Annotated in this window: 12 protein-coding genes; 5 read left to right on the plus strand and 7 right to left on the minus strand. The window is 47.4% G+C overall.

The window, feature by feature from the left end:
- Window positions 1–40: 40 nt before the first annotated feature.
- From iolE to GLV97_RS07180, 5 genes are all read right to left on the minus strand, one after another.
- Window positions 41–943 (minus strand): myo-inosose-2 dehydratase, encoded by a 903-nt coding sequence (iolE, locus tag GLV97_RS07160; protein ID WP_160839441.1) that lies wholly within the window; start codon window positions 941–943, stop codon window positions 41–43.
- 245 nt (window positions 944–1,188) lie between these two features.
- Window positions 1,189–3,108 (minus strand): 3D-(3,5/4)-trihydroxycyclohexane-1,2-dione acylhydrolase (decyclizing), encoded by a 1,920-nt coding sequence (iolD, locus tag GLV97_RS07165; RefSeq protein ID WP_160889393.1) that lies wholly within the window; start codon window positions 3,106–3,108, stop codon window positions 1,189–1,191.
- A 7-nt stretch (window positions 3,109–3,115) separates the two neighbouring features.
- Window positions 3,116–4,075, minus strand: a complete 960-nt coding sequence (gene iolC / locus GLV97_RS07170) for a 5-dehydro-2-deoxygluconokinase (protein WP_160839445.1) — start codon at window positions 4,073–4,075, stop codon at window positions 3,116–3,118.
- Between the two features lie 2 nt (window positions 4,076–4,077).
- A complete protein-coding gene (gene iolB, locus GLV97_RS07175) occupies window positions 4,078–4,896 on the minus strand; it encodes a 5-deoxy-glucuronate isomerase (protein ID WP_160889394.1) in 819 nt (272 codons plus the stop codon).
- Between the two features lie 3 nt (window positions 4,897–4,899).
- A complete protein-coding gene (locus tag GLV97_RS07180; protein ID WP_160841256.1) occupies window positions 4,900–6,381 on the minus strand; it encodes a CoA-acylating methylmalonate-semialdehyde dehydrogenase in 1,482 nt (493 codons plus the stop codon).
- Between the two features lie 209 nt (window positions 6,382–6,590).
- Here GLV97_RS07180 and GLV97_RS07185 point away from each other — a divergent pair, with 209 nt between their 5' ends.
- Both GLV97_RS07185 and GLV97_RS07190 read left to right on the plus strand, forming a co-directional pair.
- Window positions 6,591–7,349 carry a DeoR/GlpR family DNA-binding transcription regulator gene (locus GLV97_RS07185; protein ID WP_160839451.1) on the plus strand — a complete coding sequence of 253 codons (759 nt, stop codon included), beginning with the start codon at window positions 6,591–6,593 and terminating at the stop codon, window positions 7,347–7,349.
- Window positions 7,350–7,363: 14 nt separating this feature from the next.
- On the plus strand, window positions 7,364–7,753 hold the full coding sequence (locus GLV97_RS07190) for a tautomerase family protein (RefSeq protein WP_160839453.1): 390 nt from the start codon (window positions 7,364–7,366) through the stop codon (window positions 7,751–7,753).
- 106 nt (window positions 7,754–7,859) lie between these two features.
- Here GLV97_RS07190 and GLV97_RS07195 read toward each other — a convergent pair whose 3' ends face one another.
- Together GLV97_RS07195 and GLV97_RS07200 are read right to left on the minus strand one after the other, a co-directional pair.
- Complete coding sequence (locus tag GLV97_RS07195) at window positions 7,860–8,759, minus strand: ROK family protein (protein WP_237418585.1); 900 nt, start codon at window positions 8,757–8,759, stop codon at window positions 7,860–7,862.
- Between the two features lie 185 nt (window positions 8,760–8,944).
- Window positions 8,945–9,892 (minus strand): nucleoside hydrolase, encoded by a 948-nt coding sequence (locus GLV97_RS07200; protein ID WP_160839455.1) that lies wholly within the window; start codon window positions 9,890–9,892, stop codon window positions 8,945–8,947.
- 149 nt (window positions 9,893–10,041) lie between these two features.
- Between GLV97_RS07200 and GLV97_RS07205 the strand changes: the two genes are divergently transcribed.
- The 3 genes from GLV97_RS07205 (at window position 10,042) to GLV97_RS07215 (ending at window position 12,870) form a co-directional block, all read left to right on the plus strand.
- Window positions 10,042–11,457: a hypothetical protein gene (locus GLV97_RS07205; protein ID WP_160839457.1), complete on the plus strand. Its 1,416-nt coding sequence runs from the start codon at window positions 10,042–10,044 to the stop codon at window positions 11,455–11,457.
- Between the two features lie 291 nt (window positions 11,458–11,748).
- A complete protein-coding gene (locus tag GLV97_RS07210; protein ID WP_160839459.1) occupies window positions 11,749–12,564 on the plus strand; it encodes an alpha/beta fold hydrolase in 816 nt (271 codons plus the stop codon).
- A 147-nt stretch (window positions 12,565–12,711) separates the two neighbouring features.
- On the plus strand, window positions 12,712–12,870 hold the full coding sequence (locus tag GLV97_RS07215; RefSeq protein ID WP_160839461.1) for a DUF1540 domain-containing protein: 159 nt from the start codon (window positions 12,712–12,714) through the stop codon (window positions 12,868–12,870).
- Window positions 12,871–12,969: the final 99 nt, after the last annotated feature.

Genomic DNA, 12,969 nt, shown 5'->3' on the forward strand with positions numbered 1-12,969 from the left:
AAGATGCTAAGACTGCCGGCTTATAAAAAAGACATACCAGTCATCGAACCTTACCCTTTTGAAGTATTTCGTCAATGTACCGCTTCGCTTTTAAAGCATATTCAAAAGCATTGCATACATCCGGGTCCTGCTCTGCTTCTACAACGATCCACCCACTGTAGTGGTGGCGTGTCAGATAGTTCATAATGGGAGCGAAATCAATCATGCCGTCCCCGGGTACCGTGAAAGCCCCCTTTTTCACTCCTGTCAGAAAGCTGTCTTGTTCTCTTCGTACTGCCGCAGCGATATTTCTCCGTATATCTTTGAAGTGGACGTGTTTAATGCGGTCAAAATACTTCTCAAGAATTTCAAGAGGATCTTCGCCTGAAAAAACGAGATGGCCGGTATCAAACAGCAGGCTGACTTTATCCGGATCCGTAGAGGACATCAGCTGGTCAATTTCCTCTGTCGTCTGCACGCCGGTCCCCATATGGTGATGGTAAACGATGGACATTCCCTTCTCGGCTGCCAGTTCGCCAAGTGCTTCCAACCCATCAGTAAAACGCTTCCATTCTTTTTCATTAAAAACAGGCTTTTCTGCAAAAAGCGGGGTATCCACCTGACCTTGAATGCTGCTCCCCTGCTCAGACACGACAATAACTTCAGCCCCCATAGCATAGAGAAAATCCCGGTGCTCGATGAAATCAGCTTTCACTTCTTCCAACGGCTGTGTTGTTAAAAAGGAACTGAACCAGGCACTGGCTACTTCAAGGCCCCGGATATCCAAATAATGCTTCAACACTTCAGGGTCACGGGGATATTTGTTACCAATTTCTGTTCCCGTATATCCGGCAAGTGCCATTTCGCTGATACACTGCTCAAAGGAATTGTTTCTCCCAAGCTCAGGCATATCATCATTCGTCCAGGCAATTGGTGCACACCCCAGTTTGATTTGGTTTCCCATTTTCCGACCTCCTTAATATAAAAGTTTAAAGTTCACACTCTCTTCGAAAAACGCTGGTCCTCCCCTGCCTCTTCATATGGCTGGAACCTCAGTCGAAAGCCGTCTTTCATCTATGTAGGCTCTAAGTTAAAAGAGGGCAATTCATATCCCTATAAGTTATATGTTGTCGTCTTGGATCAAGCCTTGAAGGCTTAATCCAGCGACACTCATATGCATATGATTGAGGCACAGCCCCACGTTTTCTCTTAATACTGCCTGGCTTTCATCCGGATACCGATCACTTCCTCGGCTTTTTCGTTCACCCGCTCGTTCGTGGAATGCTCAGAAATGCCGACGTTCCAAAAGCTTTCGTATCCATCCGTCATCGTTTTAGGAAGTACCCGGATATGAATAAGCGTAGAGTTGTCCGTTTCTTTAGATTTTCTCACGGCGTCTTCAAGCTCTGCCTCATTGGAAGCTGTAAAGGTATCAAATCCATACCCCTCCGCTACTTTGGCATAATCAACAGCAAGCACGCTGCCGTCGGACTTTGTGAATTCCGTGCAGTAACTGTCACTTCCGTGCCCCATCTGCAGATTGTTGATGCAGCCATATCCGGAGTTATCAAACAAAACAATGTTCAATTTCTGTCCGTACTGGAGTGCCGTCACCATTTCTGTGTGCAGCATTAGAAAGCTGCCATCCCCGACAAAGCTGTAAACTTCCTTATCTGGATGGGCCAGTTTCACGCCAAGACTCCCGGCAATCTCATACCCCATGGCTGAATATCCGTACTCAACGTGATACGTATTGGCTACAGACGGATTCCACAACCGGTGCATATCTCCAGGCAGGGAACCTGCGGAAGTAACAACATAGCTGGACGGATCCACCAGTTCATTGACTTTGATCAAGGCAGATGTCTGCGCATATGTCGTATCCAGAGCTTCCGCATACGATTTCAGCTTCTCACGACCAAATTCGTCCTGAATCTCAGGCTGATAACTGTCATCACCCAGCTTCACTTGAATGTCTGCCAGACGCTGACGTTCCTCTTTCCATTCTATTTTATACTGCTCGAGCAATCCTGAAAAACCGCTCTCATAACCCTCAAGCATGCTGTCGAGCTTTTCTACAGTCGCTTTTGCATCGCCGACAAGCTGGTGCGCATCCATTTTATAGGTCTGCATCCGGCTGACGTTAATATTAATGAACGTAGATTCGTCAAAATTAAATGCGGTTTTTGAAGACGAGGTAAAGTCGGTGTAGCGCGTTCCGATCCCGATAATCAAATCGGATTCTTTAGCCGCTTTGTTGGCTGCCAGCGTCCCGGTTACGCCAAGTCCTCCCATGTTGAAGCGGTGCTCTGAGGAAACCGTTGACTTTCCTGCCTGCGTTTCCGCAAGTGCCACTCCATACTTATCAGAAAAAGCAGCAATCGCCTCCCCTGAAAGAGAGTATTTTGCTCCACCACCTACGACGATCAGGGGCTTTTCAGCTTTCTGAATTTCGTCCACCGCACGCTGGAGTGCCGCTTCGGATGGAAGGATACGGTCGACGTAATGGACCCGCTTTTTAAAGAAGGCTTTTTCGTATTCAAACGTCTCCCCTTCAACATCCTGGGCGATCGACAATGTGACAGGCCCGGCGGTTTCCGGATTTGTCAGAACTTCAAACGCTCGGAGTAAAGCAGACATCAGCTGTTCCGGACGCTCAATTCTATCCCAGTAGCGGGATACAGGCTTCAGAGCATCGTTGGTCGTGATGCTGTGGCTGTGCAGCTGCTCAATCTGCTGCAGTACGGGGTCAGGCTGACGGCTTGCGAACGTATCGCCCGGAAGGAATAAAACAGGAAGATTATTCGCAAGGGCGGTCGCACTGGCTGTCACTAAGTTGGCGGAACCAGGACCTACGGATGATGTCACCGCATAAATCTTTCTTCTGAAATGCTCCTTGGAAAAAGCAGCGGCCGCATGCGCCATACCCTGCTCATTTTTTCCCTGGATCACATTCAAATGTCCCGGATCCTCCTGCAGGGCCTGGCCGATGCCCAAAACATTTCCGTGACCAAATATATTGAACACCCCTTCGACGAAAGGTGTTTCTTCACCGTCGAAGTGGATGTATTGGTTATTTAAGAATTTCACGAGTGCCTGTGAGGTTGTAAGTTTCACTTTCTCTGTCATGCTCGTTTCACCCTTCCTGACTATGAATCAACTGTTCAATCTCTTCAACTGTCGGCATAGCATCAGAGGAACTGTGTTTGGAAACAACGATGGATGCCGCAGCGCTTCCGTATTTCAGCGCTTCCTGAATGCCTTTCTCCTTTTTCAGAGCATAAATGAAACCGGAAGCGAAGGAATCCCCGGCGCCGAAGGTCTTCAATACCTGTGTCTTATAAATGTCTCCTTCAATGACTTCCCCATCTCTCGTAAAGGCCTTGGAACCCTTGACTCCGTGCTTGACGACGACGAGATGAGGTGAATAGTTGAACAACTGCTGCACAGATTCTTTGTCAGAGTTCCCCTCGGAATTCTCCAGAACGTTGAATTCGTCACGCGTTCCAATAACGATATCTGCGGAGCGGGCAGCAAGAGTCATATAGACGGATGTTTCCGCCTCACTTTTCCACGTATAAGGGCGGTAATCCAATTCGAAGATTACTTCCACCCCGTTCTTTTTCGCAATATCCATGGCATGAAGAGCGGCTTCCCTGGACGGAGATTGACTGAGTGCCGTTCCCGAGATGAGAAGGGTTTCCGCGCTTTTGATGTAATCCTCATCAAAATCATCAACACTCAAGTACAGATCAGCTGCCTGATCGCGGTACATAAGGATGCTGCACTCTTCAGGACTCTTGATTTCTGTAAACGTAAGACCGATTTTACGGCCTTCGGTATCTTTTTTTATCGAAGACGTTTCTACGCCGACTTTGTTCATATAATCAATAACAAAATTTCCGTGCTGATCATCTGAAACTTTAGCGATCATGCCGGCCTTTAAACCGAGCTTCGATGTACCAATCGCAATGTTCGCCGGTGATCCTCCGACATACTTCTTAAAGGTCATTGTTTCTTCCATCGGCATATTATACTCAACGGCATTCAAATCAACGGCTGCTCTTCCGAACGTGATAATATCTAGTTTTTTCATAATCAATCCCTCTCCAATATCCATTCGTGGTCTTTATCATTATGAAACTTCCATTTCCGTTTCGGTCCAGCCATAACGTTCAAATAATATAAGTCATAACCATCAGGAACACCTACAGGATGGTACCCTTTCGGAACGGACACGCAGTCCTGGTGTTCGACAGCCATCGTTTCATCGAGGCTGCGGTCATCGGTATAGACCCGCTGGAAGACAAACCCCTGCTCAGGATCGATTTCATGGTAATAGGTTTCCTCCAAGAAAGATTCTTCGGGGAGGTTGTCCTGATCGTGTTTGTGTGGAGGATAGCTGGAAAAGTTTCCACTTTCCGTATAGACTTCAACGACGAGCAGGTTCTCAGGGATATCGACGTAGTCCGGCAGAATGTTATGAACCAGACGCTTGTTGGAATACTGCCCTCGGTGTTCAATATCATTATCGGCTGCCCGAATTACCTTCGTGTCCTTCATTTTCGTGGAGTTGGAGTAACATAACGCAAGCTTTGCCGGTTGATTAGCCTCAACATGGAAGCTTTTCGAAGACGGAATGTAAATGCTGTCTGTCGGTTTCTTCTCAAAAACCGTTTCGCGTGTACCAAGTTCGCTGTAGACTTTTTCCTCAACGGTTACATCGACATTCCCCGTCAGGACGACGGCGCACAACTCGGTGCTTTCCAGCGTTTCCGCATAACGTGCGCCCTCCTCCATTTCAATGACCTTAAACTGTACGTATTCAAGACCTGTCGCTTCCTTGTTTAAGTCTTGAATTAACGTAACGCCTTCAGATAACTTCAATTCTCTACGTTTATACAACAGGTCCGCCATCGCTTACTCCTCCCCTTCGAATTGAGGTTTCAGGTGACGCGCGGTAACGACTTTCTTACGCGTATAAAACTCGACGCCGTCTTTCCCATTGGCATGCAGAGATCCGAAGAAAGAGGACTTCCATCCGGAGAATGGGAAAATCGCCATCGGCGCTGGTACACCAAGGTTGATGCCGAGCATTCCCGCATCAATATTTTCACGGAAGTAGCGGATGCTTGAAGCACTGTCACTGAACAAGCAGGCACCGTTCGCAAATTCTGATTGGTTGGCTGTGCGGATACCGTCTTTCAAGTTTTTAACTTTCATGACAGAAAGTACGGGAGCGAAGATTTCATCCTGCCAGATCTTCATATCTGTTGTGACATCTTCAAAAATCGTTGGACCGACGAAGTAGCCATCATCTGAGCAGCGGTCACGACCATCCAGGGCAAGCTTCGCACCTTCTTCTTCTCCCTGATTGATATATTGAAGCGTCCGTTCCTTGTTCTCCTCACGGATGACAGGCCCCAGGAAGACGCCATCATCAAGGCCATTCCCCATTTGAATATTTTCTGCTTCCGTTTTTAATTTCTGGATAAATGTATCGTAAATGCCTTCTTCGACTGCAATGACAGCAGCTGCCATGCAGCGCTCGCCGGCAGAACCGAAAGCGGCTCCGATGACTTCCTTAACGGCCTGATCAACGTTGGCATCGTTCAATACGATGGTATGGTTCTTCGCACCAGTCAGCGCCTGAACGCGTTTCAGGTTATCGGTTCCTTTTTTGTAGACATATTCACCTACAGGTTTGGATCCGACAAATGAAATCGCTTTAATGTGTTCGTTTTCTAAAATGCCGTTCACGACATCGTGGGCACCGTTGACAACATTGAATACGCCTTTTGGAAGTCCTGCTTCTTCAAGCAGAGTTACAATTTTCTCAATCAACAGCGGTGTTTTTTCTGATGGCTTCAAAACGAAAGTATTACCTGTTGCGATGGCCATCGGGAACATCCAGCAAGGGACCATCATCGGGAAGTTGAACGGTGTAATGCCTCCGACGACACCGACCGGATATCGGTAGTTCGTTCCTTCAATATCCGTCGCAATGGAAGGAAGGGAATCGCCCATCATTAATGTCGGAGCTCCTGCAGCAAATTCCACGTTCTCAATCCCGCGCTGAACTTCACCAAGAGACTCCTTCAAGCTTTTGCCGTTTTCTTTTGTAATGATTTCAGCCAGTTCTTGTTTGTTATCGATCAACAGCTGCTGAAACTTAAATAAGATCCGTGCGCGTTTCGGTACGGCTGTCTCCTTCCAATCCTCAAAAGCTTCCTGCGCTGTTCTTGCCGCTTCATCCAGTTCGCTGCGTGTAGAAAGTGGTGCTTTTGCCATCACTTCTTTTGTTGCCGGGTTGTACACATCAAGGGTGTCCGTACTCTCACTTTCCACCCATTCACCGTTAATGTAGTTCTTCAAAGTTTTTACTGTCGTTACTTCTGCCATTTTCTCTCCTCCTTGGTAATCGTTTTCAAACACTTTGGATAACTTCTGGTTTAATTCTATAAATATTCGCAAAATTAGTCAAGTCTTAATTAAATTTTGGTTATTTTTTGAGTAACTTATCCAAAATATATGTATAAATAAAACAAAACATGATACACTAGTTTTGGAAGAACACCTATCAGACCACACATACACGAGGAGGTGATTGGATGAAGGTAAAGAGAATCAACCAGATTGAAGAATATTTAGAGCAGAAACAAGAGGCCTCTTTAGAGGAATTAAAAGACTACTTTGATGTTTCCCTCAATACGATCCGCCGGGATATCAATGAACTGACCAAGGCTGGAAAGATCAAAAAAGTATACGGCGGTGTCGTTTACAACAAAAACACTTCGACAACGACCACGTATGAAGTAAGAAATATCAACCGGCTTGCCGAGAAGAAAAGGATCGGCCGCTACTGCTGCCAGTATATCGAGCAGCACGACATCGTCTACATCGATTCCGGGACGACCACCCACTTCATATTAGATGAACTGCCGTCAGACATGGAGTTCACTCTGATCACGAACAGCCTTGAAGTCATCAATAAAGCGGTCATTTTCCCTAATGTGAACGTTATGATCATCGGGGAAACGTACAAACGCTCAACCAAATCCTTCACGGGAATTACTGATGAACAGACAATTACCAAATTCAACATCAATAAGGCATTCATGTCCGCAACAGCATTTTCCATCAATAACGGAGCCTCCAACTCAGACCTTCTGGAAAACCGCATTAAAAAAGAGGTCTGTGACCGAGCCAATGAAGTATACCTGCTGATTGACTCTACGAAATTTGGAAAAAGCTCCTTGTTCACCTACTGCAACCTGCAGGGTGTGAACACCATCGTTACCGACAGCAGCGTGGATACGTCCTATGCCGAAGAGATTCAAAAAGCGAATAAAACGCTGATTACTGTATAAAGGAGAGGGTCATTGTGCCATTATTGAAATTCCATATGTATGAAGGAAGAACAGAACAGGAAGTGAAGGAGCTGCTGGACGTTACCCATGAAGTGATGGTCAATGCTTTTGAAGTACCAGAAAGAGACCGCTATCAAGTGGTGCACGAACATAAACCATACCAGATGATCATGGAGGATACAGGTCTAGGTTTTACACGATCCGAAAAATTCCTACTGATCCATATGATTTCGAGAAAGCGGACAAAGAAACAGGTGACCTCTTTTTATGAAAACCTGGCTCATGCTCTCGATGAACAATTCGGCATTACATCTGAGGACTTAATGATCTCCATCTCCGTAAATGGAGACGAAGATTGGAGCTTCGGCGGCGGGAAAGCTCAATTTTTGACTGGAGACCTATAAAAAACAGGCATCTGAAATTCATCAGATGCCTGTTTTATTTAGGAGAAAAACGGTTTTCTGAGCGTCAGCCCCTATTCCTATGGGACTGTTACATTACCACCGATTTTTAAAGCGCTTCTGTCCGACCTAAAAGAGCTGCTCCAATCAACCCTGATTTCGTTCCCAGTTCCGCCGGCTCAAGTTTCACCTGATTCCTCAATTGCGGATACAGAAAATCATTCAAACGTTCCCGCAGAGGAACAAGCAGCAGATCTTCCGCCTGCATCACTCCACCTCCGAGAACAAACACAGAAGGATTTACAATGTGAGTGAGGTTGGCAATGCCCATGGCTAAATAGGTGATCGTATCATCGATGATGATGGCCGCTCCTTCGTGTCCTTCCTTCACTTTCCGGAAAACTTCTTCCGCTCCGCCATCGACACCAAGGCGCGCTTTTCCTTCTCTTCCGATAGACGTTCCGGAAGCGAGCGCTTCAAAGGAACCAGCGTTCAGGTTGGACCAGCTCGGACCGTCCGGCTTTAAAATCATATTGCCGATTTCCCCGGCATACCCCTGGGCCCCTTGAACGATTTTCCCGTCGAGGACGTACCCACCGCCGATCCCGGTGCTGATCGTTATGTAGTAACTGGAGCTATGACCACGACCAGCGCCGAATTTCGCCTCAGCGAGTGCAGCCGCATTGGCGTCATTGTCGAGATACACCGGAATATCGACGGCTGCCTGCACTTCATCAACAAGCGGAACATCATCCCACCCCGGTAGATTTGGGGGGCTGAGAATTCTTCCTTCGTGAGGGTTCAGTGGACCTGGAGATCCGATTCCGATGGATGCAATGTCATGGCTGTCCATCAGTTCCTTGATCATGTCGTTCATCTGCTGAATCACATAAACCGGCTCTTTATCCGTTTCGGTACGGATGCTTTTCTCAACAAGAATGCTTCCCTTTTCATCTACGACACCTGCCCGGAGGTTAGTGCCTCCTAAATCAATACCGATGGTCTTCATGGCCATCACTCCTTTACGATTTATCCTGATATATCTACTATACACGGGGCGGCCGCGGCCACCAAATGAAACTTGGGAACAAGCAGGACCTTCTTCCTTTTCATTACCATTATAAAGCAGTCATTACTCTTCTTTTTTTGAGGAATCGCTGTTCTGCATGACTCCCGCCGGCACCCTTACCGGAACTATTCTATAGAAGACAGCACGCGGAGTAAGGTCTGCTTAAACTTATGACGATTGACAGACTCACAGACACGGACGTTTGGTTCACGTCCACTTCTATTATGAATATCGACCATGCTGTAGCCCCGGGTCAGCTTCCCTTGGGTCTCCACTTCGACATAATAAGAATGCGCTCCAGTCATGATAGAAGCATCCGCGGCTATCGCAGCAAGCAGTGTGTCCGGATGGGTCGTTCCCGGGAGGCGGTGGACTTCTTTATTAAACTGCCTTACCACCTGGTTGACGGCTGTGAAAAATCGTGAACCCGCGGTACCCAGCTCCTCAATTTCCCTGTGGTCTTCCTCATCCATGACTGAATAATCCACGCACATATCCCAGCCGACCATCGTAATCGGAACCCCGGCATGCAGGACGATATTGGCCGCTTCCGGATCGACCCAGAAGTTGTATTCAGCGGCGGCTGTAATGTTGCCCAGGGAGTTGTTCGTCCCTCCCATGATGTACACATGTGGAATCAGCGGAATAATACCCGGGTCTTTTTGAAAAGCCATGGCAATGTTGGTCAGCGGCGCTATAGCTAAAAGCTCAATGTCTCCTGGATTGTTCCTGATGGATTCAATGATAAAATCCACCGCATGCTTCGTTTCAGGCCGCTGAACGGCTTGATCAAAAAAGGCATTTCCCATGCCGTCCTTTCCGTGGACCTCCTCGACCGTCCGGTGAGTGGTCATGCCCACCGCATTCAGGGGGCGTTCCATCCCTTTATATACCGGCACCCTCTCCCCCGGGGATGCGACCTGAATCGTATAAAGGGCATTTTCTACTTCCTGATCAAATGCAACATTCCCTCCGGTAATCGTTACACCCTCGACCTTGAAATGATGAAGAGTCGTCAACAGAGCAATTGTATCGTCGCCGGCAGTATCCGTATCAATGATCACACGTCTCATCTTCTTTCCCCCTTATGTATAAATCATTCCTTCCTATTCATCATACTAAAGAAAGCAGCCCCTCGCTTCTGTGCACATCTTAAGATAATTGCGCCGCCATGTGATACGATATGTGAGTCAATACAAAGCAAGAGATGGGAGCATCCACCATGAAAGCAATGGCCAAACGAGGCTACACTTTATTCATCAGCCTCTATGTCCTTATTTATTTTATCGTTTCGTTTACGGGCGGAGAGACCTTGTCCACAGCTATGTCGTTGTTTGGTCTGGCCGCCTTTATCATCGGTTATGTCCTCCTGCCTGTAAAGCAGGCATGGATTTCCTTACTTCTGTTAATCATTGCCCTGATCGTACACCTCGTTGCGGGTACATCGCTCACCCAGGGAGTGGTTGATGGCTTTACAGTGATGAGCGGATTGATTGCGCTTCTTCTTATCGTCCCTGCGATCAGCTGGGTGCTTGAGGAAAAGCCATACATCGAGTCTGTGATCAACTTTGCGCAGAGACTGTTGAATACGAGCCGGAAGTTTTATTTCGGAATGATGGTCATTACTCAGATCATCTCCTACTTCCTGTTGTTCGGATCCATACCAATGGTCTATGGAATGATCAACGATTTCCTCAATAAACAGAAAGGAGAAGCATGGGAGAACTATAAAGGGACGGCTCTGCTGCGGGCCTTCAGTTTAACAACGATGTGGGTCGTCAGTATCCCGAGCTTCATTTTCGCCGTGGATGCCCTCGGTGCCTCACTCGGGTTATCGATTTTGCAGGGGTTCTTTATTTCCTTTGCCGGTATCCTTCTGTCTGTTCTCTTTTCCAAATATCAGGAACGTCACTACGGAGTGGATTTAACGGCCGGCATCCAGGAGCAGCTGGCTGAAATTGCTGAACAGAAAAAGCAGGATTCCCGCGGCAATAAAGACGCCGTCGAGTTTGCTGTATTATTTGTGACCTTGTTCGGATCCATCTTCTTCCTGAATGCCGTATGGGCTGTCGATCTGCTGTTGATCATTCCCATCGTCATTACCGCCTGGGTCATTCTCTACTTCATCGTCCGAGGGCGCACGGGAGCGATCGTAGAGAACGGAAAGGTTTATTTGAAGGAAAGTATTCCAAATAAAGCGCAGCAGTTTTCCATTCTGCTGGCGGCCGGCTTCTTAATTAATGCGGTCAACCAATCAGGATATGGCGAATACATTATCGATGGGTTGTTTTACCTGACCGATGTTGTCCCGTTCCTGAACTTCCTCTGGGTGCTGCCATTTGTTGTTATCGTCCTCGGATTCATTGGTCTGGGACCGTTGACGGTCATCGTTCTTGTATCCGGAATTCTTCAAGGGGTGGAACTTCCATACCCGCCGGAAATTGTCGTTCTCGGCATCACATCGGGAAGCGTAATTTCCATCATGGTATCGCCGCTCATTCTACCGTCTATCATCTTAAGCTCCGTAAATAAATTAAGCATCGTCAAAAACGGACTGATGTTCAACTACAAATATGCAATCGTCTTTTATTTAATGGTGCAGCTGTATCTACAGCTTGTTGTTTTCTTCTTCCTATAATATAAAACGACAGCCCTTCCACCGGTCCTCAGGAGCTGCGACCACTCCCAAAAGAGATTAGGAAGGGCACATGGAGTGTCCGGTCGTGACGCCTGCGGGAACAGCGCGAGCCGCAGGCAGGCATCCACCGATCAGCGAAACGTGACCATTGCAGCTCCATTAGATGAGAAACACTTTTACTCTAAAATCCGACGACAGGCGTTCAGCCTGTCGTTTTTTAGTATGACGGTTCAAAGAAATGGGAATCGGTTGATATGAATAGAATGAGGTAACAACCTTCGGAGGTGGAGCATGAAAACGTATATTGAAGTAGAGCCAGGTGTCGAGTTATATGTAGAAGAGCACGGAGCGGGAGACGCCCTCGTTTTCATACCGGGATTTACTTTCACGACAGAGGTTTTCTCCAGGCAGGTGAACTACTTTTCCAAGACATACCGGACGATTGTCATCGATCCAAGAAGTCACGGGCGCTCGACAATGACGGTTCACGGCAACGATTATGTCACGCATGGAACCGATCTGAAGAAAGTCTTACAAGAGATGAATATCGAGAACCCCACGCTGATCGGCTGGTCATTCGGTTGTCTAACGGTTTGGGAATACATCCGCCAGTTCGGCACAAAAGGAATAAAAGGGCAGGTCCTTATTGATATGCCTCCAAAATCTTTATCCCTTAACGAGAATCGGGACTGGGTAGAAGGAAAGATTGATGATATGGCGGCTGCCTACACCAACTACCTCCGCCATCCTAAGGGACAGCGGGATTTCATTTCGGCTTATGCAAATGGTGTGATGGTCCAGCGGGATTTAACAAATGACGAACTGGCATGGCTCGTGGAACAATCCCTCACGACGCCTTATTACATTGCAGCGAACCTCTTTTCGTCCGGGCTGTTTTCAGACTACCGGGAGGAATCTGAATCAGGAAGTAAACAAATTCCAACGCTGTACGTCGTAGCTGAGCACTGGAGCAGCACGGCCCGCCCTTACTTAAACAAACTTGCTCCGAAAGCAGAGGTCGATGTGCTCGGAGGCCATATGATGTTCTGGGAGCACCCCGGCAGATTCAATACGCTCCTGGAGACCTTCCTTCATAAACAAACCTGACTTCGAACGGCTCTGTAGATTCATCAACAGCGGCCTCCCGTGTCATGGAGGTCGTTTTCCATCATATATATCTATTATGGACGAGGTGTTGTGTAATGGTTAAGAAATGAGGGTATAGGTTTATAACATTCAGGGAGGTGAACCCGAATGGCTTTGGAAGTCCTTTGCGAAGTGAACAACTGTATCCATAATGAAGGTGGAGAAAAATGCGGAGCCCCTGCGATCTCCATCGTAAGCGAATCCGGAAGGACCGCTTCCTCTCAGGAAGAAACCGACTGCCGGACATTTGAAGCAAAAGAAGCGTAACGGTCTCCCTATTCATAGTGGCCTTCACGGCTGCTCTTTTTTTCCACCACACTGATAAAAAGAATCATTTTCACTCTTCTTCCACCTCTCCCTCTTTTC

The sequence above is a fragment of the Halobacillus litoralis genome (genome assembly GCF_009856355.1).
Lineage (GTDB): Bacteria > Bacillota > Bacilli > Bacillales > Halobacillaceae > Halobacillus > Halobacillus litoralis_B.

Excerpts from the sequence above, each read along its gene's own strand:
- iolE (WP_160839441.1), bottom strand. The coding sequence starts at position 943 with ATGGGAAACCAAATCAAACTGGGGTGTGCACCAATTGCCTGGACGAAT.
- iolD (WP_160889393.1), bottom strand. The coding sequence starts at position 3,108 with ATGACAGAGAAAGTGAAACTTACAACCTCACAGGCACTCGTGAAATTC.
- iolC (WP_160839445.1), bottom strand. The coding sequence starts at position 4,075 with ATGAAAAAACTAGATATTATCACGTTCGGAAGAGCAGCCGTTGATTTG.
- iolB (WP_160889394.1), bottom strand. The coding sequence starts at position 4,896 with ATGGCGGACCTGTTGTATAAACGTAGAGAATTGAAGTTATCTGAAGGC.
- GLV97_RS07180 (WP_160841256.1), bottom strand. The coding sequence starts at position 6,381 with ATGGCAGAAGTAACGACAGTAAAAACTTTGAAGAACTACATTAACGGT.
- GLV97_RS07185 (WP_160839451.1), top strand. The coding sequence starts at position 6,591 with ATGAAGGTAAAGAGAATCAACCAGATTGAAGAATATTTAGAGCAGAAA.
- GLV97_RS07195 (WP_237418585.1), bottom strand. The coding sequence starts at position 8,759 with ATGAAGACCATCGGTATTGATTTAGGAGGCACTAACCTCCGGGCAGGT.
- GLV97_RS07200 (WP_160839455.1), bottom strand. The coding sequence starts at position 9,892 with ATGAGACGTGTGATCATTGATACGGATACTGCCGGCGACGATACAATT.
- GLV97_RS07205 (WP_160839457.1), top strand. The coding sequence starts at position 10,042 with ATGAAAGCAATGGCCAAACGAGGCTACACTTTATTCATCAGCCTCTAT.
- GLV97_RS07210 (WP_160839459.1), top strand. The coding sequence starts at position 11,749 with ATGAAAACGTATATTGAAGTAGAGCCAGGTGTCGAGTTATATGTAGAA.
- GLV97_RS07215 (WP_160839461.1), top strand. The coding sequence starts at position 12,712 with ATGGCTTTGGAAGTCCTTTGCGAAGTGAACAACTGTATCCATAATGAA.